Annotated in this window: 22 protein-coding genes and 2 tRNA genes; 8 read left to right on the top strand and 16 right to left on the bottom strand. The window is 59.9% G+C overall.

What is annotated here, in order from left to right; translation table 11 throughout:
• The gene (locus AC0IW7_RS17330; RefSeq protein WP_471819635.1) at window positions 1-861 is read left to right on the top strand and encodes a lipopolysaccharide kinase InaA family protein; all 861 of its coding nucleotides are present in this window, start codon (window positions 1-3) and stop codon (window positions 859-861) included.
• Between the two features lie 160 nt (window positions 862-1,021).
• Here AC0IW7_RS17330 and ahpF read toward each other — a convergent pair whose 3' ends face one another.
• The 3 genes from ahpF to AC0IW7_RS17315 all read right to left on the bottom strand — a co-directional run bounded on the left by ahpF (window position 1,022) and on the right by AC0IW7_RS17315 (window position 4,447).
• Window positions 1,022-2,578, bottom strand: coding sequence for an alkyl hydroperoxide reductase subunit F (gene ahpF, locus AC0IW7_RS17325; protein WP_471819633.1), 1,557 nt, complete (start codon window positions 2,576-2,578; stop codon window positions 1,022-1,024).
• Between the two features lie 194 nt (window positions 2,579-2,772).
• Window positions 2,773-3,336, bottom strand: coding sequence for an alkyl hydroperoxide reductase subunit C (ahpC, locus tag AC0IW7_RS17320; protein WP_122452823.1), 564 nt, complete (start codon window positions 3,334-3,336; stop codon window positions 2,773-2,775).
• A 148-nt stretch (window positions 3,337-3,484) separates the two neighbouring features.
• Window positions 3,485-4,447: an NAD(P)H-quinone oxidoreductase gene (locus tag AC0IW7_RS17315; RefSeq protein ID WP_471819631.1), complete on the bottom strand. Its 963-nt coding sequence runs from the start codon at window positions 4,445-4,447 to the stop codon at window positions 3,485-3,487.
• A 135-nt stretch (window positions 4,448-4,582) separates the two neighbouring features.
• On the opposite strand from AC0IW7_RS17315, the gene AC0IW7_RS17310 reads away from it, so the two are divergent.
• Window positions 4,583-6,670, top strand: a complete 2,088-nt coding sequence (locus AC0IW7_RS17310) for a carboxy terminal-processing peptidase (RefSeq protein WP_163016620.1) — start codon at window positions 4,583-4,585, stop codon at window positions 6,668-6,670.
• A 94-nt stretch (window positions 6,671-6,764) separates the two neighbouring features.
• Complete coding sequence (locus tag AC0IW7_RS17305; protein WP_471819629.1) at window positions 6,765-8,525, top strand: EAL domain-containing protein; 1,761 nt, start codon at window positions 6,765-6,767, stop codon at window positions 8,523-8,525.
• Here AC0IW7_RS17305 and AC0IW7_RS17300 read toward each other — a convergent pair whose 3' ends face one another.
• The 7 genes from AC0IW7_RS17300 to AC0IW7_RS17270 form a co-directional block, all read right to left on the bottom strand.
• Window positions 8,526-8,996: an SEL1-like repeat protein gene (locus tag AC0IW7_RS17300; RefSeq protein ID WP_122493878.1), complete on the bottom strand. Its 471-nt coding sequence runs from the start codon at window positions 8,994-8,996 to the stop codon at window positions 8,526-8,528.
• Complete coding sequence (locus AC0IW7_RS17295; RefSeq protein ID WP_122493879.1) at window positions 8,997-9,362, bottom strand: hypothetical protein; 366 nt, start codon at window positions 9,360-9,362, stop codon at window positions 8,997-8,999.
• Window positions 9,359-9,685, bottom strand: a complete 327-nt coding sequence (locus AC0IW7_RS17290) for a helix-turn-helix domain-containing protein (RefSeq protein WP_471819627.1) — start codon at window positions 9,683-9,685, stop codon at window positions 9,359-9,361. Before AC0IW7_RS17290 ends, AC0IW7_RS17295 begins: the two co-directional genes overlap by 4 nt.
• 118 nt (window positions 9,686-9,803) lie before the next feature.
• Window positions 9,804-10,253, bottom strand: coding sequence for a YkvA family protein (locus tag AC0IW7_RS17285; protein WP_122493880.1), 450 nt, complete (start codon window positions 10,251-10,253; stop codon window positions 9,804-9,806).
• A gap of 356 nt (window positions 10,254-10,609) precedes the next feature.
• Window positions 10,610-11,332: an FKBP-type peptidyl-prolyl cis-trans isomerase gene (locus tag AC0IW7_RS17280; RefSeq protein WP_471819625.1), complete on the bottom strand. Its 723-nt coding sequence runs from the start codon at window positions 11,330-11,332 to the stop codon at window positions 10,610-10,612.
• Between the two features lie 313 nt (window positions 11,333-11,645).
• A tRNA-Asp gene (locus AC0IW7_RS17275) sits at window positions 11,646-11,722 on the bottom strand.
• Window positions 11,723-11,735: 13 nt separating this feature from the next.
• Window positions 11,736-11,811, bottom strand: a tRNA-Val gene (locus AC0IW7_RS17270).
• Between the two features lie 160 nt (window positions 11,812-11,971).
• On the opposite strand from AC0IW7_RS17270, the gene rdgC reads away from it, so the two are divergent.
• The 3 genes from rdgC (at window position 11,972) to sugE (ending at window position 14,319) form a co-directional block, all read left to right on the top strand.
• Window positions 11,972-12,892 carry a recombination-associated protein RdgC gene (gene rdgC / locus AC0IW7_RS17265; protein ID WP_463550270.1) on the top strand — a complete coding sequence of 307 codons (921 nt, stop codon included), beginning with the start codon at window positions 11,972-11,974 and terminating at the stop codon, window positions 12,890-12,892.
• Between the two features lie 21 nt (window positions 12,893-12,913).
• Window positions 12,914-13,888 carry a bile acid:sodium symporter family protein gene (locus tag AC0IW7_RS17260; protein WP_471819623.1) on the top strand — a complete coding sequence of 325 codons (975 nt, stop codon included), beginning with the start codon at window positions 12,914-12,916 and terminating at the stop codon, window positions 13,886-13,888.
• 116 nt (window positions 13,889-14,004) lie between these two features.
• Window positions 14,005-14,319: a quaternary ammonium compound efflux SMR transporter SugE gene (gene sugE, locus AC0IW7_RS17255; RefSeq protein ID WP_471819621.1), complete on the top strand. Its 315-nt coding sequence runs from the start codon at window positions 14,005-14,007 to the stop codon at window positions 14,317-14,319.
• A gap of 102 nt (window positions 14,320-14,421) precedes the next feature.
• Here sugE and AC0IW7_RS17250 read toward each other — a convergent pair whose 3' ends face one another.
• The 4 genes from AC0IW7_RS17250 to AC0IW7_RS17235 all read right to left on the bottom strand — a co-directional run bounded on the left by AC0IW7_RS17250 (window position 14,422) and on the right by AC0IW7_RS17235 (window position 18,148).
• A complete protein-coding gene (locus tag AC0IW7_RS17250; protein ID WP_471819620.1) occupies window positions 14,422-16,296 on the bottom strand; it encodes an MFS transporter in 1,875 nt (624 codons plus the stop codon).
• A 118-nt stretch (window positions 16,297-16,414) separates the two neighbouring features.
• Window positions 16,415-16,744 carry an AzlD domain-containing protein gene (locus tag AC0IW7_RS17245; protein ID WP_471819618.1) on the bottom strand — a complete coding sequence of 110 codons (330 nt, stop codon included), beginning with the start codon at window positions 16,742-16,744 and terminating at the stop codon, window positions 16,415-16,417.
• Window positions 16,744-17,457, bottom strand: a complete 714-nt coding sequence (locus tag AC0IW7_RS17240) for an AzlC family ABC transporter permease (protein ID WP_471819616.1) — start codon at window positions 17,455-17,457, stop codon at window positions 16,744-16,746. Before AC0IW7_RS17240 ends, AC0IW7_RS17245 begins: the two co-directional genes overlap by 1 nt.
• A 121-nt stretch (window positions 17,458-17,578) precedes the next feature.
• A complete protein-coding gene (locus tag AC0IW7_RS17235; RefSeq protein ID WP_471819615.1) occupies window positions 17,579-18,148 on the bottom strand; it encodes a GNAT family N-acetyltransferase in 570 nt (189 codons plus the stop codon).
• 167 nt (window positions 18,149-18,315) lie between these two features.
• Between AC0IW7_RS17235 and AC0IW7_RS17230 the strand changes: the two genes are divergently transcribed.
• Both AC0IW7_RS17230 and AC0IW7_RS17225 read left to right on the top strand, forming a co-directional pair.
• Window positions 18,316-21,801 carry a hybrid sensor histidine kinase/response regulator gene (locus AC0IW7_RS17230; protein ID WP_471819614.1) on the top strand — a complete coding sequence of 1,162 codons (3,486 nt, stop codon included), beginning with the start codon at window positions 18,316-18,318 and terminating at the stop codon, window positions 21,799-21,801.
• 272 nt (window positions 21,802-22,073) lie between these two features.
• Window positions 22,074-22,985, top strand: coding sequence for an alpha/beta fold hydrolase (locus AC0IW7_RS17225; protein ID WP_471819612.1), 912 nt, complete (start codon window positions 22,074-22,076; stop codon window positions 22,983-22,985).
• A gap of 50 nt (window positions 22,986-23,035) precedes the next feature.
• Here AC0IW7_RS17225 and AC0IW7_RS17220 read toward each other — a convergent pair whose 3' ends face one another.
• Both AC0IW7_RS17220 and AC0IW7_RS17215 read right to left on the bottom strand, forming a co-directional pair.
• Window positions 23,036-24,436 carry a DNA recombination protein RmuC gene (locus AC0IW7_RS17220; protein ID WP_471819815.1) on the bottom strand — a complete coding sequence of 467 codons (1,401 nt, stop codon included), beginning with the start codon at window positions 24,434-24,436 and terminating at the stop codon, window positions 23,036-23,038.
• A gap of 201 nt (window positions 24,437-24,637) precedes the next feature.
• Window positions 24,638-25,045 (bottom strand): tetratricopeptide repeat protein, encoded by a 408-nt coding sequence (locus AC0IW7_RS17215; RefSeq protein ID WP_471819611.1) that lies wholly within the window; start codon window positions 25,043-25,045, stop codon window positions 24,638-24,640.
• Window positions 25,046-25,272: the final 227 nt, after the last annotated feature.

Below are 25,272 nucleotides of genomic sequence, written 5' to 3'. Positions count from 1 at the left end.
ATGCGTCACCTCAAACCGCTTACCCGCCATTACACCGAGCAAACCATTCGGGGCATCACGTTTCACCTCGAGCCGACTCAGCGGGTAGCCATCGCCGCCGCCATCGAGCAGTTCTTCGCCAACCCCGAACAACGCATCACTCTCGACCCGCCGGAAGACACGCGCCTGGTTTGCCTATTAAACGGCGAGCAACAATGGGTGCTGAAATACAACCGGCTGCAGCATTGGAAGAAGCAACTGCAGAACTACCTGGGCATCCGCAAAGCGGTCGGCTTGCACGACCTGACCAACGAATTCGTCAACCTGTCGGCCATCAGCGCCAAAGCGGATTACGTGCCGCGTATTGCCGCCTACGGCTACAAGGCCCGCTTTCCGTTTCTGCGCGAGGAGTATTTGCTGATCGGTTTTTTGCCCGATCACCAGAGTGTTGACGCGCGTTTGACTGAGGCGCCCGAGCAAGCGCCAACGCTGCTTCCAGAGGTGTTTCGCCTGTTCGCAAGAATGCTCGACGACGGTTTCGTGCACATGGATCCCCATCCGAAAAACATCCTGATTGCGCCGGATGGCCAACTGAAACTGATCGACTTCGAATGCTGCGCCCATACCGTTATCAACCGCGATGCCAGCCTGGGTTTTCTGATGGGCTACGTGTTCACCTACTGGCTCATACGCTTTGTCGAACTCGACGCCTACCGCGCCTGTTGCGAGGGTTATCTTCAGGCAGAACAGCCTGGGCTGGATCGGCAGATGTTCGATCCGGTATTCGAGCGTTTTCTGACCGGGCGTGTGTCGCGCTCCACCCGGTATTCAATCCTGACCTCGGCTAACGCCCAGGCCGAATTTATTCGCGCCAAGCGCTGAGCGTCATCGTAGGAGCGAGCTTGCTCGCGAAGCTTTTCGTCACGACACAAAACGCTTCGCGAGCAAGCTCGCTCCTACAAGGGTAAGCGCAGGTTGAGCGCAAATGCGCGACAAAAAAAGGCAGCCCGAAGGCTGCCTTTTCTGTTTATCGCCGAAGCGATCAGGTGGTACGGATCAGGTGGTCAAACGCGCTCAACGACGCTTTGGCACCCTCGCCTACTGCGATAACGATCTGCTTGTACGGCACGGTGGTCACGTCGCCGGCAGCGAAGATGCCGGGCAGCGAGGTCTCACCACGAGCATCGACAATAATCTCGCCACGGTTCGACAGCTCGATGGTGCCTTTGAGCCATTCACTGTTAGGCAGCAGACCGATCTGCACAAAGATGCCTTCCAGCTCGATGTTGATGAACTCATCGGAGTTACGGTCTTTGTAGACCAGGCCGGTCACTTTCTGGCCGTCGCCTTTGACTTCGCTGGTCAGCGCGCTGGTGATCACGTTGACGTTCGGCAGGCTGTGCAGTTTGCGTTGCAGTACAGCGTCGGCGCGCAGCTTGCTGTCGAACTCGATCAGGGTCACGTGGCTGACGATACCGGCCAGGTCAATGGCCGCTTCCACGCCCGAGTTACCGCCGCCGATCACCGCCACGCGCTTGCCTTTGAACAGCGGGCCGTCGCAGTGCGGGCAGTAGGCCACGCCACGGTTGCGGTATTCCTGCTCACCCGGCACGTTCATTTCGCGCCAGCGGGCACCGGTGGCCAGAATCACGGTTTTGGCCTTCAGCGACGCGCCGCTTTCGAACTTGATCTCGTGCAGCTCGCCCGCGTTTTTCGCCGGCACCAAAGCGCTGGCACGTTGCAGGTTCATGATGTCGACTTCGTACTGCTTCACGTGCTCTTCAAGGGCACGGGCCAGCTTCGGGCCTTCGGTTTCCTGCACGGAAATGAAGTTCTCGATGGCCATGGTGTCGAGCACCTGACCGCCGAAACGCTCCGCCGCCACACCGGTGCGGATGCCTTTACGAGCGGCGTAAATAGCGGCTGCGGCACCGGCTGGGCCACCGCCAACCACCAATACGTCGAAGGCTTCTTTGCTATTGAGCTTCTCGGCATCACGGGCGGAGGCGCCGGTGTCGATCTTCGCCAGTACTTGTTCAACGTCCATGCGGCCTTGGCCGAACAGTTCGCCGTTCAGGTAGATGCTCGGCACCGACATGATCTGACGCTGCTCAACTTCTTCTTGGAAGAGCGCGCCGTCGATGGCCACGTGGCGGATGTTGGGGTTGAGCACGGCCATCAGGTTCAGCGCCTGGACCACGTCCGGGCAGTTCTGGCACGACAGCGAGAAGTAGGTTTCAAAGTTGAATTCGCCCGGGATGTTCTTGATCTGCTCGATCACTTCCGCAGCGACTTTCGAAGGGTGGCCGCCCACTTGCAGCAGGGCCAGCACCAACGAGGTGAATTCGTGGCCCATGGGAATACCAGCAAAACGCAGGCTGATATTGGCGCCGGGACGATTCAGGGCGAAAGACGGCTTACGGGCATCGTTGCCGTCTTCACGCAGGGTAATTTTGTCGGTCAGGCTGACGATATCGTTCAGCAGGCCGCTGAGTTCAGGGGATTTGTCGCTGTCATCGAGGGACGCGACGATCTCGAATGGCTGAGTAACCTTCTCGAGGTAAGCCTTCAACTGGGTCTTCAGAGTGGCGTCCAACATGATGCGGTACCTTCCGTTTACAAAATTCAGGGAAAAAAATGCCCGAGCGGATCGCGCCCAGGCATTGGGCGTGCGGAGCCGATGAAGCCCCGCAGCGCTGCTTGCTTAAACGAATTGCAAACCCAGCTAACTACGCAATGGCGGATCTGTTTTCAGCGCCGCCGCGTGACTACGCAGCGGGCTTGGAGTCGTTTTTAGATTTTGCCGACCAGGTCGAGCGAAGGAGCCAGAGTGGCTTCGCCTTCTTTCCACTTGGCTGGGCACACTTCACCTGGGTGAGCAGCGGTGTACTGAGCAGCTTTCAACTTACGCAGGGTTTCCGACACGTCACGAGCGATCTCGTTGGAGTGGATTTCTACGGTCTTGATCAGGCCTTCTGGGTTGATCACGAAAGTGCCGCGCAGTGCCAGACCTTCTTCAGCAATGTGCACGCCGAAAGCGTTGGTCAGCTGGTGAGTCGGGTCGCCGATCAGCGGGAATTGAGCCTTGCCAACAGCGGGCGAGGTTTCGTGCCAAACCTTGTGGGAGAAGTGGGTGTCGGTGGTGACGATGTACACTTCAGCGCCGGCTTTTTGGAACTCGGCGTAGTTGTTAGCGGCGTCTTCAATTTCGGTCGGGCAGTTAAAGGTGAACGCTGCCGGCATGAAGATCAGGACCGACCACTTGCCCTTCAGGGACTGCTCGGTCACTTCGATGAATTTACCGTTGTGGAAAGCATTGGCGGTGAACGGTTTGACTTCGGTATTGATCAGAGACATTCGCTAAATCCTTCTGGTTGGAAAATTTACAGGAAGGATAGTAGGCCGATCTGCCTGAAAGAGCATATTGATTGAAACCATGGCAACGATTGATTTACCCAATCGATGCCACGGAACAGCAATATAAAAGCGCAATGGAAACTGCTGATTAACTTAGAGATTCATCCAACAGCAACGCAACCTTTCCGGACACAGTATTGCTGGCAAGTGCAGCAAAAGCGGCCTCCACATCCTTGCTGGCAAAGGTACGCTCCAATTGCGGTTTTAGTCGACCCTCGGTGAACAGCGGCCAGACGTGCTGATTCAAATCGCCCAGCAGATCAGCCTTGAATTGATCGCTTCGGCTGCGCAGCGTGGAGCCGCAGAACTGCACCCGTTTGGCCAACATCAGGCCCAGGTCGAAGGTGGCTTCGCGCCCGCCCATTACGCCGATTGAAATCCAACGACCATCCAGCGCAATGACCTGCTGGTTGAGCGCGGCGTAGTTCGCGCCTACGGGATCAAGGATCACATCGAACGGTGCGAAATCGCGCAGGCTTTCGAGGTCTTTGTCTCGCAGCACACCGCCTTGCGCGCCGAGGCTTTCGCAATAGGCCAGGCGCTCTGCCGAACCGACAGTCACCCAGCACGGGTTACCGAACGCTTTGCACAGCTGAATGGCTGCCGAACCGACGCCACTGGCGCCGGCGTGCAGCAACACTTTCTCGCCGGGTTTCAACTGCGCCAGCTGAAAAATGTTCAGCCAGGCAGTGGCGTACACCTCAGGAATCACAGCGGCTTCAACCAAACTCAGACCTTGCGGAACCGGCAACGCATGACGGCCATCGACCACCACTTCCTCGGCCATCGCACCGCCTGCCAACAGCGCGCAAACGCGGTCGCCAACTTGCCAGGAACTGCCCGCGCCAACTTCGGTAATGACCCCGGAGCATTCCAGACCGAGCGTGTCGCTGGCGCCCGGAGGCGGCGGATAATGGCCGGCTCGCTGGAGCAGGTCAGCACGATTGAGACCGGCCGCCGCAACGCGAATTCGGATCTGTCCGACGTCGCAGGTGAGACTTGGTCGATCTGCCCATTCAGCGCGTCCTTCAACGCCTTGCAATGCCTTCACGGTGCCTCCATAGTGAGTTCGGACTGAGCCCGGTGCGAACCATCGAGCTATTTGCATTATGCAGCCGGGCAACGGAACCGGCGCTCTCAAAGACGGCCTAATATGCGTTATCAACTACCCTCGCGTCGACTCAGCATGCAGCGCTTTTTACCCAGTTCCGCCTTAGCCCTTTTGATCGGTTTCAGCGCCCTCCCTCTCACGGCGTGCGCCACTGCGACCGCGAAAAACAGTTGGGACGCGTTGCAACCAGACCGCGAGCAGGTAATCGCCAGTCTCAATGTAGTGGAGCTGCTCAAGCGTCATCACTACAGCAAACCGCCGCTCAACGATGATCGCTCGGTGATCATCTATGAGAGCTACCTGAAGCTACTCGACCCGTCGCGCAGCTACTTCACGGCCGGCGACATTGCCGAGTTTGATAAGTGGCGCACACAGTTCGACGATTTTCTTAAGAGTGGCGATCTCGACCCTGGGTTCATCATTTACAAGCGTCACCTCGACCGCCTGAAACAGCGTCTCGATTTCGCCTTGGGCCTGCTTAATAAGGGCATCGACAAAATCGACTTTGGCGTTGATGAAAGCCTGATGGTCGACCGCGAAAAAGCCCCATGGGCCAAAGACACCGCCGAGCTCGATGAGCTGTGGCGCAAGCGCGTAAAAGACGAAGTGCTGCGCTTGAAAATTGCCGGCAAAGAACCGGCGGCGATCCAGGAATTGCTGACCAAGCGCTACAAGAATCAACTGTCGCGTCTGGAGCAAACCCGTAGCGAAGACATCTTCCAGGCCTACATTAATACCTTCGCCCAGTCATACGATCCGCACACCAACTACCTGTCTCCCGACAGCGCGGAAAACTTCGACATCAACATGAGCCTGTCGCTCGAAGGCATCGGTGCCGTGCTGCAAAGCGATAACGACACCGTGAAAGTGGTGCGTCTGGTGCCGGCAGGTCCTGCCGACAAGAGCAAACAGGTCGCCCCGGCTGACAAGATCGTTGGCGTTGCCCAAGGCAACGGCGAGATGGTCGACGTCATCGGGTGGCGTCTCGATGAAGTGGTCAAACTCATCCGTGGCCCGAAAGGTTCAGTGGTTCGCCTGGAAGTGGTACCCGCCACTAACGGCCCGAATGACCAGACCAGCAAAGTCGTTTCGATCACCCGCGAAGCCGTGAAGCTCGAAGAGCAAGCGGCGAAAAAATCGGTGCTCAAACTCAAGCACGATGGGCGCGACTACAAGCTTGGCGTGATTGAAATTCCGGCGTTCTACCTCGACTTCAAAGCGTTCCGTGCTGGCGATCCAGACTACAAAAGCACCACGCGTGACGTGAAGAAATTGCTGGCCGAATTGCAGAAAGAGAAAGTCGACGGCGTGGTTATCGACTTGCGTAACAACGGCGGCGGCTCGCTTCAGGAAGCCACCGAGCTGACTGGTCTGTTTATCAACCAGGGCCCGACCGTTCTGGTGCGCAACAGCGATGGTCGCGTTGACGTGCTGGCCGATGAAAACCCAGGCACCTATTACAGCGGCCCGATGGCGTTGTTGGTGAACCGTCTCTCGGCGTCGGCTTCGGAGATTTTCGCCGGTGCCATGCAGGACTATCACCGCGCCTTGATCCTCGGCGGCCAGACCTTCGGCAAAGGCACCGTGCAAACCATTCAGCCGCTTAATCATGGCGAATTGAAGCTGACCTTGGCGAAGTTCTATCGCGTTTCCGGCCAGAGCACCCAACACCAGGGCGTACTGCCGGACATCGCCTACCCTGCCGTGGTCGACACCAAGGAAATTGGCGAAAGCGCGCTGCCAGAAGCCATGCCATGGGACAGCATCCGCCCGGCCATCAAGCCGGAAAGCGATCCGTTCAAACCGTTCCTGGTTGAGCTCAAAGCCCGTCACGATGCACGCGTCGCCAAAGACGCCGACTTCGTGTTCACCCGCGAACGTCTGGAATTGGCGCAAAAGCTGAGCCACGAAACCACCGTGAGCCTCAACGAGGTTAAACGCCGCGCGCAGCACACCGACATCGAAACCCAGCAGTTGGCCATGGAGAACACCCGCCGTGCCGCCAAGGGCCAGGAGCCGTTGAAGGAACTGAAGAAAGAAGATGAAGACGCGCTGCCGACCGAAGACGACAAAGTGAAACCCGAAGACGATGCCTATCTGTCCGAAACCGGCCAGATTCTGCTCGACTACCTGGGCTTGAACTCGGCAATGGCCAAGCACTGACGGAGCGTCATCAAGCAGTCATCAAACTGTCGTGAAATAAGGGGCTGATAGCGATATCAGCCCCTTTGTTTTTTCAGGACATCGAGAGCGACCCATGACCGTCACCGAGCAGTTGAGCGCGCTGGACCACATTCTTGCTCACGGCGACCTGCATAGCCTGTTTCAGCCCATCGTGTCGCTGTCCGAACGACGCATTCTTGGCTACGAAGCCCTCACACGCGGCCCGTCAAACAGCCCGCTGCACTCCCCCGTCAATTTATTTGGCGTAGCCCGCCACGCCGGCCGCCTTAGCGAGCTGGAACTGGCCTGCCGCAAGAGCGCGTGCCGTGCGTTCAGCGAGCACCGGCTCGAGGGAAAGCTGTTTCTCAACGTCTCGCCAGATTCATTGCTGGAGCCGACGCACCAGCCCGGGCGCACCCTGCAACTGCTGCAGAATTACGGCATTCCGCCGAGCCAGGTGGTGATCGAACTAACCGAGCAATCGCCGACCGAAGACTTCTCCCTCCTGTACACCGCCCTCCACCACTACCGTGCCATGGGCTTTTCGATTGCCTTAGACGACCTCGGCGCGGGCTATTCGAGTCTGCGTTTGTGGTCCGAACTGCGCCCTGATTACGTCAAGATTGACCGGCACTTTATCGATGGCATCCACCAGGACGCCGTGAAGCGCGAGTTCGTCGGCTCCATTTTGCAAATGGCCAAAGCCTCGCGCGCGCAAGTCATTGCCGAAGGCATCGAGCTGGCTGAAGAGCTGACAGTGTTGGCCGAAATGGGCGTCGACCTGCTGCAAGGTTACTTACTCAGCCGACCTCAGGAAGTACCGCCTCGTGATGCACGTAGTTTGTTGCCCAAACTTGATGCCAGCGCGCCGGCACTGAACGACGAAGGCAGCGACCTCAGCGCCCTGCTAAACGAACAGCCCGCTGTGAAAGAGAGCCTGCCGATCGCTGCGGTGCTGGAAGCGTTTCGCGCTCAAGCTAACCTCAACTCGCTGGCGGTGCTGAACGAAGAACAGCAGCCGGTGGGCATTGTTCATCGTCACTCGCTGTCCGATGCCCTGCTCAAACCCTTCGCTACCGACCTGTTCGCGCGCAAGCCGATCAGCCGCCTGATGAGCAGCGATTTTCTGGCCGTCGACATTGGCCAAAGTCTGCAAAAGGTCAGCCGCCTGCTCACCAGCCGCGCACGGCAACGCATGGAAGAAGATTTCATCATCACGCTAAACGGCCGCTACCTGGGGCTCGGGCGCGTGATCGACGTGCTCAAGCTGATCACCGAACTGAAAATTCAACAGGCGCGTCATGCCAATCCGCTTACCCTTCTGCCTGGCAACGTACCGATTCAGCAATGCTTGACGCGCCTACTGCAGCAGAGCCGCGAGGCGGTGATTTGCTATGTGGATATCGACAGCTTCAAGCCGTTCAACGACCTGTACGGCTACGCGAAAGGCGACGAAATTCTGCTGTGCCTGGCGCAGTGTCTGAATGAACGGGTGGACCCGACGCGAGACTTCGTCGGCCATATCGGCGGCGACGATTTCCTGCTGGTGTTGGGGTCGGAAGATTGGCGCGCGCGCCTTAACCGTTTACTGGAAGATTTCCAAGGTCAGTGCCGACGTTTTTACAGCGCGGAACATCTGGAAGCTGGTTGTTTTATCGCCCACAACCGCAAAGGCCATCGCGAAGAGTTTCCGTTGCTATCGCTGTCGCTTGGCGTGGTGCATTTGCATCCGTCCAGTTGCGCCAATCTGGACGCAGCGCAACTGGCCGGCTTGGCCTCGGAAGCGAAACGCCAGGCGAAAAATGTGCCCGGCTACAGCTTGCACATTATCGATACGCAAAAGCTGTCGGCGTAATTAAATACCCAGCTCACTGGCTCGCAGCGCGTAACGCTTTGCGAGTACGGGGTCTGCAACCAGACCGTGCTCGCCCTGGGCATACAATTGCGCTAAACGCCGAGCCGCTAGCGGATGACCCGCATCAGCCGCCAGCGTCCACCAGCGCGCAGCCTCGATGCCATCCGGAGCGTTGCGCGTGTCGCCCGCCAGACTGAGCACGCCAAGCTGATACGCCGCCTTGGCATCGCCACCCGTCGCAGCTTTGCCCAGCAGGCGAATACCTTCTTCCCGGGCGCCGAAACCGCGGCCGCGAAACACCAGTAAATGACCGTAGAAACTTTGCGCGGGCACGTCGTCCAATGCCGCCATCCGGGCGAACTGGCCTTCCATCCATGCCCACACTCGCGGCTGCTTCACCAACGCAGGCCAGCGCAACAAGCGCCGGGCAACGAAATAGCCCAGGCGCGCTTTAACTCGCCAATAAACCACTCAGACCTCTTCCGGGTAGTCGTACTCGAACACACGCACCACTTCGGCCGCATGCCAGGAGGCCGCCGCGATGCCGTCGCTCGGACCACTGAAGCGCCCCAAGCGAACGGCGCATTCGAAAAAACCCGTACGCGGTAAACGGCTGGCACCTTGGCTAATAACCAAGGCGCTGCGCAGCGGGTTTTCCGCACGGGCGTCCAGCGCCGCCAAGTGCTCCAATGCTGCAGTGAGGGTTTGCATCGCCGGGGTTGGCAATTCCAACCGTTCGATCAGGGCGCGATACGTGAGTAGATGCCGTTGCCGGCGAGCTTCAGCGAGCTCGCCCAGCAGGGCTTGCCAATGTTGGCGACTGATACTGACGCTCATGTATCCGCCTCCCAGCTGCTCACACCAAGGTTCCAGGCCAGCGCGCGGCGAATCGCCGAATCCGGCTGACGCTCGCCGCTTTCGATCATCTCGAGGTAGTGCGGGCTGATGCCCACCGTACGCGCTAACGCCTCGAGGCTCAGACCCTTGGCCTCACGAAGCGCGGTTATTTCACTGAGACTGGACGCCGACGCAATCGGCTCGCTGACCGCTACCGCTGCGGCCGGAGCACGGCCTGCCGCTTGCAATAACGCTTGATACTCCGCCCATGGCAGCACCGCATATTCGGCCTCGCCATCACGCATGATTACCTGAACATCCATCACCGCCCACCCCATGGAAAAGCAGTGCCGACTGGCTCAGCACTTTCCTTGTAAGCAGGCATCTTAACAGCCCAAATCGCCAGCGGGGCGTGATGCGCGGGGCAAGTTTTCCCCGTGGTTAAGGCGCGGAATTGCTTTCGGATGATGGCACTGGTGATGGCAACCTCAGCAATTCTTCCTGCTGCGCCGGAGTTCGCGCGGCGAGCCAGGCACGGAATTCATCCAGCTCGCCGCTCCAGGTGCGCAGCAGCCAACCGAGCACGGCGATGTCGTCAATGAAGCCAACGCCAAGCAAGACATCGGGTATCGCGTCTATCGGCGAGAGGAAATACAGCAACGCGGCCACTACCGAGAGAAGCGCCTGGGAGCTGATGCCGCGATACTCACCGCGCCACCACGCCATGCATAACGCCAGTAACACCCGTAACTCTGCTTTTAACGCGCCGAGCCGACCGCCCTGGGATGCGCTTTTGCGCGTGACCGCCAGCAGCAAAGCGGGCAATCGACCGCGGGCGATAAATCGTTGCGCCAGCGGCAGGTAACGGGCGAAATTCCATGGCGTTTTCATCGGCATTTCTCCTCAGCCCGCGTGCGCGCTGGGCTGGCTGGGTTATCCACCGAAGCTGTGGATAACCTTGTGAACAAGCGGCTAAGGGCGCGAGCCAAAGCCCATGGCACGGGGCTTTGCTTCAGATCGGGCATTTTTTAATCAGCGCAAAAAAACCAACTAAATCAGCGAGTTACTGAATATATAAATCTGGTACGAAAGTGTCACTTGGCGGCAATGGGAGTTGTTCGCGAAATGTGCATAACCGTAACACCCATGCTCATTTAAGACCCGCCAGTCAACCCGTGGTTCGGATTTTAAACCCGTAGAAACAACAACGCCCCGTCAAGACGGGGCGCTGGGATGACACAAAGGTATTACTGAGCGGGTTCTGGAGCCGACGCTGCGGACGGGTCTTTAATGCCCAGCAGTTCCAGATCGAAAACCAGTACCGAGTTGGCAGGAATTGCCGGACTGGGGCTCTGCGCGCCGTAAGCGAGTTCGCTCGGGATGTAGAGCTTGATCTTCTCGCCAACGTGCATCAGCTGGAGGGCTTCAACCCAACCCGGGATCACGCCGCTAACTGGCAGATCAATCGGACTGCCGCGCTCAACAGAGCTGTCGAACACTTTGCCATCGGTCAGCTTGCCTTCGTAGTGAACAGTCACCACGTCGGAAGCTTTAGGTTGAGGGCCATCGGCCTTCTTGACGATTTCGTATTGCAGACCCGAAGCCGTGGTAGTCACACCGTCACGCTTCTTGTTTTCTTCGAGGAATTTCTTGCCGGCTGCAGCCGACTCTTCGGCGAGCTTGGCGCTGCGCTCTTCAGCACGCTTCTGCAGCGAAGCGAAGGCTTCCATCAACTCTTCATCTTTGAGCTTCTGCTCTTTCTTGCCGATAGCGTCTTCGATGCCTTGAGCAACTGCCTTGGAATCGAGATCGTCCATACCTTCTTGAGCCAGGCTTTTGCCCATGTTCAAGCCGATACCGTAGGACGCTTTTTGCGCGGGGGTTTTCAGCTCAACGCTGGTCTGCGAATCGCAGCCCGCGAGCACCAGGCCAACCAAGGCCACCGCCGCCGCTAAACGATGTTGTCTCATACTCATTCCTTGTTAGTGCAAAAGAGGGCAATCGAGTGAAGCGGGGAGCTTAGCAGGCCGCCGGGATCACTGGCTACGGGGATACGAACGGGAAAAGTGCCATAAGTTCAGGCATCCAAACGGAATTTATCCGGGATAGGGCGAGGAAAAATCCGGCGGATTTTTTGAAAAAAATAATGCGCGCAGGCGACTCAATTGAGCAGCGCCGGGCAATAAAAAGAAGGGAGTAAAACGCGGAGGGCAGAAACGAAAAAAGCGGCCAAAGGCCGCTTTCTCGTTGAGTCTCTACTTCAGTCTATAGAGCCTCATAATATGGCGCAGCGGACGGGACTCGAACCCGCGACCCCCGGCGTGACAGGCCGGTATTCTAACCGACTGAACTACCGCTGCGCGTAACCTCGATTGGTGGGTGATGACGGGATCGAACCGCCGACCCTCTGCTTGTAAGGCAGATGCTCTCCCAGCTGAGCTAATCACCCTTCACTCTCGAAGTGGGGCGCATTCTACGGAGCGATCCTCACCCTGGCAAGCCCTTTTTAAAATAATTTTTACTGACGTTCCAAAGGCTTAGCGCAGGGTTGGCCAATGGCGTTCAGGGGGGAATAATGCGCGCTTTGCGAAAAATGGAGTTCTTCCCTCATGTGGTTCCGCAACCTGCTCGTCTATCGCCTCACCCAAGATCTGCCCTTCGATGCGCAAGCACTGGAAACCGCACTGGCCGCCAAACCCGCTCGCCCCTGCGCCAGCCAGGAACTGACCACCTACGGTTTTATCGCCCCGTTCGGCAAAGGTGAAGACGCCCCCCTGGTTCATGTCAGCCAGGACTTCATGCTGATCGCCGCGCGTAAAGAAGACCGCATTCTTCCTGGCAGCGTCGTGCGCGATGCGGTTAAAGAGAAGGTCGATGAGATCGAAGCCGAGCAGATGCGCAAGGTTTATAAAAAGGAGCGCGACCAGATCAAGGATGAAATCATCCAGGCCTTCCTGCCCCGTGCCTTTATTCGCCGCTCCTCCACGTTTGCCGCCATCGCGCCGAAACAAGGCCTGATCCTGGTGAATGCCTCCAGCCCGAAACGCGCCGAAGACCTGCTGTCCACCCTGCGTGAAGCCATTGGCTCGCTGCCGGTGCGTCCACTTTCGGTGAAGGTTGCACCGACCGCCACCATGACCGAGTGGGTCAAAACCCAAACGGCTACGCCGGGCTTCCATGTGCTCGACGAATGCGAGCTGCGCGACACTCAGGAAGACGGCGGCATTGTTCGTTGCAAGCGTCAGGACCTGACCAGCGAAGAAATTCAGCTGCACCTGTCGTCTGGCAAATTCGTCACTCAGCTGTCCCTGGCCTGGGAAGACAAGCTGTCGTTCGTGCTCGACGACAAACTGATCATCAAGCGCCTGCGCTTTGAAGATTTGCTCACCGACCAAGCCGAACAGGACGGCGGCGACGAAGCCCTGGGTCAGTTGGACGCCAGCTTCACCCTGATGATGCTGACCTTTAACGAATTCCTGCCGCAGCTGTTCGAAGCACTGGGCGGCGAAGAAATTCCGCAAGGCGTTTAACCCCCGGTTCAGGAACTCACCATGCGCGCACTCGCAGCTCTCAGTCGTTTCGTTGGCAATACGTTCGCGTATTGGGTGCTGCTGTTCGCCGTGGTGGCGTTCTTCGTCCCCACTTTATTTATTGGCTTAAAGGTTGCCATCGTGCCGTTGCTGGGCGTCGTGATGTTCGGCATGGGCCTGACACTCAAGCTCGACGATTTCGCCGAAGTCGCCCGCCATCCGTGGCGCGTGGCATTGGGCGTGGTTGCGCATTTTGTGATCATGCCGGGCGTGGCGTGGCTGTTGTGCCAGCTATTTCACCTGCCGCCAGAGATTGCAGTGGGTGTGATTCTGGTCGGCTGTTGCCCAAGCGGCACCGCCTCAAACGTGATGACCTGGCTGGCTAAAGGGGACTTGGCGTTATCGGTGGCCATTGCCGCCGTCACCACCCTGCTCGCCCCGTTGTTAACGCCTGCCTTGATCTGGCTGCTGGCATCGGCCTGGTTGCCGGTGTCGTTTGCCGAGCTGTTCTGGTCGATCCTGCAAGTGGTGCTGTTGCCGATCGTGCTGGGCGTCGTCGCGCAACGGCTGCTCGGCGAACGCACGCGGTTGGCGGTGGATGTGCTGCCGCTGGTGTCGGTGGTCAGCATCGTGTTGATCGTCAGCGCCGTGGTGGCAGCCAGCCAGGCGAAAATCGCCGAGTCCGGCTTGCTGATCATGGCGGTAGTAATTCTGCACAATAGCTTTGGCTTTTTGCTGGGCTACTTCACCGGCAAAGTATTCAAGCTGCCGCTGGCGCAACGTAAATCGCTGGCGCTGGAGGTGGGAATGCAAAACTCCGGACTCGGCGCCGCGCTTGCCAGCGCGCACTTCTCCCCGCTAGCCGCCGTACCTAGCGCCCTGTTCAGCGTATGGCACAACATTTCCGGGGCGCTGCTCGCAACGTGGTTTCGTCGTATGCAAGATGACCAACCGGCACCTAAGGGCGCGGAAGAGCCTGGCCGATCCATATCCTGAAACGCCTGCCAGGCTTGCCATCTGACAAGCTATGTGCAAAATACTGCACAGCCTGAGGACGACCTTGGGCCTGCCTTTCACTCGGGGACGACCCCACACTCTGTGGAGCTAGTCTCATGTCCTGGATCATTCTGATCATCGCCGGCTTGTTCGAAGTGGCGTGGGCCATCGGCCTGAAATTCACCGACGGCTTCAGCCGCCCTCTTCCCACCGCACTCACCGTTGGCGCCATGCTGGTCAGCCTGGGCCTGCTTGGCCTGGCCATGAAAGAGCTGCCGCTGGGCACGGCCTATGCGATCTGGACGGGGGTGGGCGCTGTAGGCACGGTGATCGCCGGCATCATCCTGTTTGGCGAAGCCGTGACCCTGATTCGTTTGGGTAGCGTGGCATTGATCATTTGCGGCTTGGTCGGCCTCAAGCTCAGCCATTAGCAGCCGCCCCCCTGTAGGAGCTAGCTTGCTAGCGAACCCTGCAAACGACATTCGCGATCATCGTTTGCGGGATTCGCCAGCAAGCTGGCTCCTACAAAAGGCTTACCTGACGCTGCCGCGCAACTCTGCCACCTGCGCTTGCAACACGGCCGGCGTGGCCATTTCTGGTGCCAGCGGCGTGCCCGCCACCAAGGTGATGCGCGACCATAGGCGACGGAACAAGCCCTTGTTCGGGTCTCTGCTGAAGAAGCTACCCCACAAGCCTTGCAGCGCCAGCGGAATCACCGGCACCGGGTTCTCTTCCAGAATGCGTGTCACGCCGGCCTTGAACTCGTTGATCTCGCCATCAGTGGTCAGCTTGCCCTCCGGGAAAATCAGCACCAACTCGCCGCTCTTCAGGTAGTCGCCAATTCTTTTGAATGCCTGGTCGTAGATCAGCAGGTCCTCGCTGCGCCCGGCAATCGGCACGGCGCCGGCGGTGCGGAAGATAAAGTTGAGCACCGGCAAGTTGTAGATCTTGTAGTACATGACGAAGCGAATCGGCCGGCGCACCGCGCCGCCAATCAGCAGCGCATCCACAAACGAAACGTGGTTGCACACCAACACAGCGGCGCCCTCGTCTGGAATTCGATCCAGCTCGCGGTGCTCGACGCGGTACATGGAATGGCTGAGCAGCCAGATCATGAAGCGCATGGTGAATTCAGGGACGATTTTGAAGATGTAGCTGTTCACCGCGATGTTCATCAGCGACACCACCAGGAACAGCTGCGGGATGGACAGCTTGGCGACGGCCAGGAACAGAATCGAGGCGATGGCCGAAACCACCATAAACAGCGCGTTGAGGATGTTGTTGGCGGCGATCACTCGCGCGCGCTCGTTCTCAGCAGTGCGCGACTGAATCAGCGCGTACAGCGGCACGATGTAAAAACCACCAAAAATACCGATGCCAAGAATGTCGCCCAACACCCACCACGCCTGGCCGTAGCTCAACACTTGCAGCCAACTGTGCGGCTCGGCGGTTTGTGGGAAGTTGCCGGAATGCCACCACAGCAAAATGCCGAACACGGTCAGACCGATCGAGCCAAACGGCACCAGACCGATCTCCACTTTGCGCCCCGACAAGCGCTCACACAGCATCGAGCCCAGGGCAATGCCCACCGAGAACACGGTGAGAATCAGGGTCACCACGGTCTCGTCACCAAACAGCCACTCTTTGGCGTACGCAGGAATTTGCGTCAGATAAATTGCGCCGAGAAACCAGAACCACGAGTTGCCGACAATCGAGCGCGATACCGCCGGACGCTGGCCCAGGCCCATGCGCAAAATGGCCCACGACTGGCGAAAGATATTCCAGTCCAGCACCAGGCTCGGCAGTGCCGCCGAGGCGGGCGGAATGCCTCGGCTGGCCACATAACCGGCAACGGCGATGGCAACGATGGCGGTGGCCACCAGCGGCGCATACGTTTGCTCGGACATCATCACACCGGCGCCGATGGTGCCCGCCAGAATGGCCAGAAACGTGCCCATCTCGACCAAGGCGTTGCCGCCCACAAGTTCGTCTTCACGTAGCGCTGCCGGCAAAATCGAGTACTTCACCGGCCCGAACAGCGCGGAATGCGTGCCCATGCCGAACAGTGCGACAAACATCAGCGTCAGGTTATTGAGCAGAAAGCCCGCTGCGCCCACCGACATGATCAGAATTTCCGCGAGCTTGATGGCGCGGATCAGCCGGTGCTTGTCGAACTTCTCGCCGAACTGGCCGCCCAGCGCCGAGAACAGGAAAAACGGCAGGATAAACAGCAGCGCGCACAGGTTCACCAACACGGTGCGGTCGCCAGAAACACTGAGTTTGAACAGGATGGCCAGAATCAGCGACTGCTTGAAAATGTTGTCGTTGAAGGCGCCGAGCAATTGCGTCACGAAGAAAGGCAGAAAGCGTTTTTTACCCAACAAAGCGAACTGCGAGTGTGTGGTCATGATCCCTGTGTACCTGTGGTGAGGCCACGCCGGCCGTCCAGCATTGGACTGCAAATGCGTGGCACAAAGCCACAGGACGAAACGGATTTTGTGCTGGAAAGTGCGAAAAAAATCGCCGTTACAGTGGCAACTGGCCGAACGCCCAGCGCAGCAGGAAGAACAGGACAAACCCACCGCCAATGGTAGCGAGCAAGTGCCGGGTAACGGCAGCGATCACAATTGCGCCAATACCGGCGAGCAAGTAAGCGTTGTCCAGACGAAGCGCCAGGTGCTCGCCATCGGGCATCAACATGCCGGGCACGACAATCGCCGTAAGCACCGCAGTCGGCACGTAATGCAAGCCCTGCAGCACCAGCGGCGGGAAGCGCAGGTTCGGCCAGGCGAACAAGCTGTAGCGCACGGCAAAGGTGATCAGCGCCATGCCGAGAATCAGCCACCACGTTTGCACTACGCGCCCTCCCCGACCACGGGTCTGCTGACGCGACGCTCCAGCAATACACCCACGACAATCCCGGCCATGGCCGCCGCCAGCAACCCGAGTTTGTAAGGCAGGGCGTGACACGCCACCGCCACGGCGCCCGCGACTACGGCAGCGGCGACCTGCGGCGTGTTGCGCAGCAGCGGCACGACGATGCCAATAAAGGTGGCCAACATAGCGAAATCCAACCCCCAGCCAGCCAGGCTCGGCATCGCTTGGCCAAACAACACGCCGAGCAATGACGAAGTGATCCAACACAGGTACAAGGCCAGCGCCACGCCGGCGTGGTACCAATGGCCATGGCCACCGGCGCCGTGCGCCAGGTAGCGGCGCTGCACCACGGCAAAGGTTTCGTCGGTCAGGCCAAAGGCCAGGGGCACGCGCCACGCTTGCGGTAGATGGGCGATGTAAGGCTGCAACGAAGCGCTGTAAAGCACATGGCGCAAGTTGACGATCAAGGTGGTGAACAGAATGACCGCCGCGCCCGTGCCGGCGGTGAGCAGGCTGATGGCGATAAATTGCGCCGAGCCGGCATACACCAGCAACGACATGCCCAACGCCTGCCACAGACTGAGCCCGGCGACGCTCGCCAACGTGCCGTAGATGATGCCGAAGGGCGCGATGCCGACAATCATCGGCACGCTGTCGCGCAACCCATAAGCGAATAACTGCGAGCGGGTCATCGAGTCGCCTGCCGAACCGGCGAGGTGCTCGCGCCCACGTTGATGCGCTGCGCCTCAAGCCGCTCGACGCCGTTTAAATGCTGCGCCTGCAAACGCCCTGCTGAACTACCCGCTGCCATCGCTACCCGCTGAAACGCGCCTCCAACTGCTGCTTGATTGCCGGCCACTCGCGGTCGGTCAGGCTATATAGCACGCTGTCGTCCAGGCGCCCATCGGCTAAACGCCGATGGTTGCGCAGCACCCCTTCACGCACCGCGCCCAGCGCTTCGATCGCCGATTGCGAGCGCGCGTTGCTAGCGGCAGTTCGCAGCTGCACGCGCACCATGTCCCAGCTTTCAAAGGCGTGACGTAGCATCAGGTACTTAATCATGCGGTTCAGCCCTGTGCCGTGCTGGCTGGCATCCAGCCACGTACCACCGATTTCGCATGACGGCAGTTCCGGGTGAAAGTCGAAAAACCGCGTAGTGCCGACCAGCCGATCACCCAAGCGCACCACCAGCGGCAACGCCTGCTCGTCGCGCTGCTGGGCAAGCGCGCTGCGGTACCAATCCAGGCGCAACGGGCCGCTCATATAAACAAGTTGCGCGCGGTTGGCATCGGCGAGCGTGACCAGCGCTGGAATATCCGCCTCGAGCAACGGCTCCAGGCGCAACGCGCCACGTTGCAGGGTGATGAGTTGGGGTTTGAACATGACTGAATTCCTATGGACGACTGCCGGCGCTTGGGTGCGGCGAAACGCTGCGTGCGACCTTAGTCGCGCCTGACTGGATGACACTTTGATGCGACACTCAGCAGCGTCCTGGCGTTCCACCTCGCCACCTCAACGCGCCAAATAAACCAGCTGTTTTCGGAGTACGCATGTCGCTGTCCAGCGGGCTGATCGCCACGGTCGCCCTGTGCTACATGGCCATTATGTTCGCCATCGCCTTTTACGGCGACCGCCGCCGCACGCCTATGCCGGCCAATGTACAAGCATGGGTGTATAGCCTGTCGCTGGCGGTGTATTGCACCAGCTGGACATTCTTCGGCGGCGTCGGCCAGGCGGCCGGGCAGCTGTGGTCGTTCCTGCCGATCTACCTCGGGCCCATTCTGCTGATGCTGTTCGCACCCTGGGTGCTGCAGAAAATGGTGATGATCAGCAAGCAGGAAAACATCACCTCCATCGCCGACTTCATCGCCGCGCGCTACGGTAAATCGCAGCTGCTGGCGGTGGTGGTCGCGCTGATCTGCCTGGTGGGCGTGCTGCCGTATATCGCCCTGCAACTCAAAGGCATCGTGCTCGGCGTCAACATGCTGATTGGCACCGGCCACGTGCAAGACACCACGGGCACCCGCTCGCAAGACACCGCCTTGGTGGTGTCACTGGTGCTGGCCTTGTTCTCGATTTTGTTCGGCACCCGCAACCTCGACGCCACGGAGCACCACCGAGGCATGGTGCTGGCGATTGCCTTCGAGTCGCTGGTGAAATTGCTCGCCTTCCTGGCGGTGGGCGCTTACGTGACGTGGGGCGTGTTCAACGGCTTCGGCGACCTGCTCGACCAAGCCGCCGCCGCGCCGCAGCTCGAATCGTTCTGGGCCGAAACCATCAACTGGCCGTCGCTGATCGTGCAAACCGGCGTGGCGATGATGGCCATCGTCTGCCTGCCACGGCAGTTCCACGTCACGGTGGTGGAAAACATCGAGCCGAAAAATACGCGCCTGGCCCGCTGGGTGTTTCCGGCCTATTTGGCGCTGGCCGCGCTGTTTGTCATCCCCATCGCCCTGGCGGGGAAAATGCTGTTGCCGGCCGGGGTAATTCCCGACTCGTTCGTGATCAGCCTGCCGTTGGCCCACGCCCATCCGGCCCTGGCGATGCTGGCGTTTATCGGCGGTGCGTCGGCGGCCACCGGCATGGTGATTGTTGAAGCGGTGGCGCTGTCGACCATGGTCTCCAACGACATGCTGTTGCCCTGGCTGCTGCGCCGGCAAAACGCCGAGCGGCCCTTCGAGGTATTCCGCCATTGGATGCTCTCGGTTCGCCGCGTCAGCATTGTGGTGATTCTGCTGCTGGCCTACGTCTGCTATCGCCTGCTCGGCTCGAACGCCAGCCTGGCAACCATCGGCCAGATTTCCTTCGCCGCCATCACGCAATTGGCGCCGGCGATGTTCGGCGCCCTGCTGTGGAAACAGGCCAACCGCCGTGGCGTGTTTGCCGGGCTCACGGCCGGCTGCTTGGTGTGGTTCTACACGCTGGTATTGCCGGTGGTGGCGCACAGCCTGGGCTGGTCGTTGGCGAAATTTCCGGGGCTGGAGTTTCTGCTGTATCAGTCCATTGGCATGCAGGTCGACCCGCTCACCCGTGGCGTCGTGCTGTCGCTGGCGAGCAACTGCACGCTGTTCGTGTGGGTGTCGTACTTTTCCCGCACCCGCGTGGCCGAGCACTGGCAAGCCGGGCGGTTTATCAGCCAGGAATTCGGCAACAAGCCCAGCAGCCGCAACCAACTTGCGGTGCAGGTGGACGACTTGCTTAACCTCGCCAGCCGTTTCGTCGGCGAAGAGCGCGCGCAACAAAGCTTTATTCGCTTCGCCTACCGCCAAGGCAAAACCTTCAACCCCGACCAGCCGGCCAATGGCGACTGGATTGCCCACACCGAACGCTTGCTGGCAGGCGTACTCGGCGCCTCGTCGACCCGCGCGGTGGTAAAGGCTGCCATTGAAGGCCGCGACATGCAGGTCGAGGACGTCGTGCGCATCGTCGACGAAGCCTCGGAGGTGCTGCAGTTCAACCGCACCCTGTTGCAAGGCGCGATCGAAAATATCACCCAAGGCATCAGCGTGGTCGACCCCGCGCTGCGGCTGGTGGCATGGAACCATCGCTACCTGGAATTGTTCGACTACCCGGATGGTTTGATCAGCGTCGGCCGGCCGATTGCCGACATCATTCGCCACAACGCCGAGCGCGGTTTGTGCGGGCCGGGCGAAGCGGATGCGCATGTCGAGCGCCGCTTGTACTGGATGCGCCAAGGCCGTGCGCACACCTCTGAACGACTGTTCCCCAATGGCCGTGTGATTGAGCTGATCGGCAACCCGATGCCGGGCGGCGGCTTCGTCATGAGCTTCACCGACATCACCGCGTTCCGCGATGCCGAGCAAGGGCTGAAAGAGGCCAACGAAGGGCTGGAACAACGGGTTGCCGCACGAACACACGAACTGTCGCAGCTCAATTTGGCGCTGAGCGAAGCCAAAGGCGTAGCGGAACACGCCAACCAATCGAAAACCCGATTTCTCGCCGCCGTCAGCCACGACCTGATGCAGCCTTTGAACGCGGCGCGGCTGTTCTCCGCAGCGCTCGCCCACCAGGCTGAAGCGCTGCCGGGCGAGGCCCAGCAATTGATCCGCCACCTCGACAGTTCGCTGCGCTCGGCCGAAGACCTGATCAGCGACTTGCTGGATATTTCCCGCCTGGAAAATGGCCGCATCACCCCCGAGCGCCACGCCTTCGAATTGAACACCTTGTTCGATGCCCTGGGCGCCGAGTTCAAAGCACAAGCCCAGGAACAGGGCGTAGCGTTCCATTTGCGCGGCAGCCAATTGCGCATCGACAGCGACATCAAGCTGCTGCGCCGGGTGCTGCAAAACTTCCTCACCAACGCCTTCCGCTACGCCAGCGGCCACGTATTGCTAGGCGTGCGCCGGTGCAGCGAAGGGTTGCGCCTGGAAGTGTGGGACCGCGGACCGGGCATTCCAGACGACAAACGCGCGGTGATTTTCGAAGAATTCAAGCGCCTGGACAGCCACCAGACCCGCGCCGAAAAAGGCCTGGGGCTGGGCCTGGCCATCGCCGATGGCTTGTGCCGCGTGCTGGGCCACAAGCTTGAAGTGCGCTCCTGGCCAGGCAAGGGCAGCGTATTCAGCGTGACCGTACCGCTGGCCCGCACACCTGCACCCGCCCCCACGATTGGCAACGGCGCCGACGCCAACGGCCATCACCTGAGCGGCGCCCACGTGTTATGCGTGGACAACGAAGACAGCATTCTGGTCGGCATGCACAGCCTGTTGTCGCGCTGGGGTTGCCAGGTGTGGACCGCGCGCAATCGCCTGGAGTGTGAGCATTTGCTGGCCGAAGACGTGCGCCCGCAACTGGCACTGGTTGACTACCACCTGGACGAAGGCGAAACCGGCACCGAGCTCATGGCCTGGCTGCGCACCCGCTTGGGCGAGCCGGTGCCAGGGGTGGTGATCAGCGCTGATGGGCGCCCCGAGCTGATTGCTCAGGTTCATGCGGCGGGTTTGGAATTTCTGCCTAAACCGGTGAAGCCGGCGGCCTTGCGGGCACTGTTGAGTCGGCATTTACCGTTGCGGTGAGTGGGGGAACCTGAACCGCCCGAATAACCGTCGTCCCCGCGAAAGCGGGAATCCAGGCTTCGCGGTCAGGCATCCAACTCTCATCTCCCGCCCCAACCTTGGGTTGGAACTGGTTTTCTCCGGTCTGTCTTATTTATACGGGCCAGCGCTCTAGCCCGGCGCCTGTCAGTCCGATAAGCGCCTGCGCGCACCCTAAGCATGGAACTGCGCCCTCTGGTCACCCCCGCCCTCGCCCTTCAATACTGACGCCCTGCCCGGATTGGAGTGTTGCCATGACTGTTGCCGTTCACATCGCCAGCCCCGCCGCCGTAACCGATCAGGTGATGGTCAACAGCGGCGGCGTGCGCCTGGCTACTTACCGCTGGGGCAACCCGAGCGGGCCGAAGCTGCTGTTAGTACACGGCTACCCCGATAACCACGACATCTGGCTGCCGCTGATTAACCAATTGGCAGCAGACTTCAACCTCATCGCCTATGACGTGCGTGGCGCCGGCGCATCGGATAAACCCCGGCACCGTCGCGACTACCGTTTGCCACTTTTGGCCGATGACATAGAGGCCGTGATTCTGGCCCACAGTCCCGATAAACCGGTGCATCTGGTCGCCCACGACTGGGGCTCGATTCAAAGCTGGGAAGGCGTGACCGAACCGCGTCTTCAGCGCCGGATTGCCTCTTACACCAGCATTTCCGGTCCATGCCTGGACCACATCGGCTATTGGATGGGCCAGCGCGGCAAGGCGCGCAGCCTGAGCGGGCTGAAGCAGATGCTGAGCCAGCTGCTCAGCTCGTGGTACATCGGTTTTTTCCATATTCCCTGGCTGCCCGAACTGGCCTGGCGTCACGGCATGGCGACGCTATGGCCGCGCTTTTTGCGCAACATGGAAGGCATCCGCCCGGTGCGCATTAACCCGACCCAGCGCGAAGACGGCCAATACGGCGTGAAGCTGTACCGGGCGAATTTCATCCGCAGTTTGTTTACGCCGCGCCAACGGTTTACTCAGGTGCCTGTGCAGGTGGTGGTGCTCACTCGCGACCGGTTTGTGCGACCGCACCTGTTCGATAACTTGCAGCACTGGGCGCCGAATCTGCTGCGTCGGGAAGTGGCGGCCGGGCATTGGCAACTGCTCGCCGAGCCCACTCAGTTGGCGGGCTGGATTCGAGAATTTGTCGCGCAGCACGCGTAAGAGCCAGCTTGCTGGCGAAACCTAGGAACGCTTCGCCAGCAAGCTGGCTCCTACGGGTTGGGGGCTTCGGCGGAGTTGGAGACGTCGGCGGGTTCGTCCGGGTCGTCGAACTGGGGCAACCCAGCGGCACGTTCGAGCAAATCAGTGGGCAAACTTTTGCTCGCGCGCGCGCCCAGCAATTTGAGGTTTTCCACCCGACTGATGATATTGCCGCGCCCATCGGCGAGCTTGTTGCGCGCGGCAGCGTAGGCTTTATCGAGCTGGCTCAAGCGGCTGCCCACTTCATCCAGATCCACGATAAAGGCCACGAACTTGTCGTACAGCGCGCCGGCACGCTCAGCAATTTCGCGCGCGTTCTGGCTTTGCCGTTCTTGGCGCCAGAGGCTGTCGATTACCCGCAACGTCGCCAGCAATGTCGTGGGGCTGACGATGACGATGTTCTGCTCGAACGCTTCCTGAAACAGCCCCGGATCGGCCTGCAAAGCGGCGGCGAAAGCGGCTTCAATCGGTACGAAAAGCAGCACGAAATCCAGACTGTGCAGCCCTTCCAGACGCTGATAATCCTTCAACGACAAGCCTTTCAAATGACTGCGCAGCGACACCACATGCTGCTTCAGAGCGTGCTGACGTGCCGCGTCGTTTTCAGCCACCACATAGTGTTGGTACGCGGTCAGGCTGACCTTGGCATCCACCACCACTTGCCGCTCGCCTGGCAACTGAATCAGCACATCGGGCTGGAAGCGCGCACCGTCTTGCCCCTTGAGGCTGACCTGGGTCTGGTACTCGCGGCCCTTCTCCAGGCCGGCATGTTCCAGCACCCGTTCCAGCACCAGCTCGCCCCAGTTGCCCTGGGTTTTCTGCCCTTGCAGCGCACGTGTCAGGTTGGTGGCTTCATCGCCCAGCCGCTGGTTCAGCAGCTGTAAGCGCTCCAACTCCTTGCTCAGGGAAAAACGCTCGCGGGCTTCTTGCTGGTAGCTTTCTTCCACACGCTTTTCGAACGACTGGATGCGTTCTTTCAGTGGGTCGAGTAACTGGCCAAGGCGTTGTTGGCTGGTTTCGGCGAAGCGTTGCTCGCGCTCGTCGAAAATCTTTCCGGCCAGCTCGGCGAATTGCGCGCGCAACTCATCGCGCGAACCTTGCAGGTCGCTAAGTCGTTGTTGATGGCTGTCGTGTTGCTCGCGAAGTTCGGCGCTGAGGCTGGCGCGCTCGGCCGACAGCTGACGCAGCTCCGCCTCCTTGAGTTCGCGCTCGCTTCGCCACTCTTGCGCCGCTTCACGGGCACGGCTGCGTTCACTTTGCAGCAGATCGGTTTCGCGGCGCAGTGCTGCCAGCTCGGCCTGCTGCTCGGCTTTGGTTTCGATGAGGTCGGCGATGTCGTTGCGGTAGCCATCCAACTGCGCGGCCAAACCATCCTGGGCCAGTTGCGCCGTGCTCAAACGCTCGTCCAGCAGCGCCAGTTGCGACTGCGCTTGCACCAGGCGCCGCTGCTGTTGCCAGAGCAGCGCCAGCAACGGCACGGCGGCGGCGGCCAAACCAATAAACAGAGTGGGCACATCGATAGGCATGAAAGGCTCCGCGCGAGAATGGCGGGCAGTATAACCAGGGTTCCAGACGGCGGATCAGGGCGCGCGAGCAAGAGGCGACGCGCTTTATTAAGCGCTCGGCAGGGCCTGCAAACGCTTGACCGCTTCCTCGCAGCCTTGCGCAGCGGCCATTTCCAACCAGTGCCGGGCTTCGGCCAAATCGAAATGACGCGGCAGGCTATACAAGCGGCCCAGCTCCAGCTGAGCGCGCGGGTCATGGGCGCGCCCGGCTTGGCGCAACAGCTCAAAGCCAATGCGGCGGTCGCGGGCATTGCCGCAATCGCGGCACAGCAACTCACCCAACCGGGTTTGCGCAACCACTACGCCCTGGCGAGCCGGCTGTTTGAGCAGGCGGCCGGCGAACTGTTTCGTGCTGACGCGGCGACCAAAGCGAGGGCTGTCCAATAGCCATAAAGCGACTCGCAGCGGAAAACGCGGTGCGGTCTGAGGAACGGCAGAAGCGGAATTGCGCGGCATAAGAGTGGGCAATGGCGACAGAGGGCGGCCACTCTACTCCGATTTTTATGTCAGTAAAGTCTTGCAAAAAACTGGCACCCGCGATCTAGAGCAAGCGCTTGGGACAATCCACAGAACCTGTGGATAAGTCAGTGGGTAACTTGGGAGCAAGCCTCGCCAAGGCCGATGATGCGGGGCTCGAAGTCGAATTGATGATTTTTTCACCAACTGAAAAAACCTATATTTTT

Source organism: Pseudomonas sp. AC229 (assembly GCF_979254655.1).
Note: the sequence above shows the minus strand (reverse complement) of the source record. Positions and strands in the feature narration are given on the sequence as shown.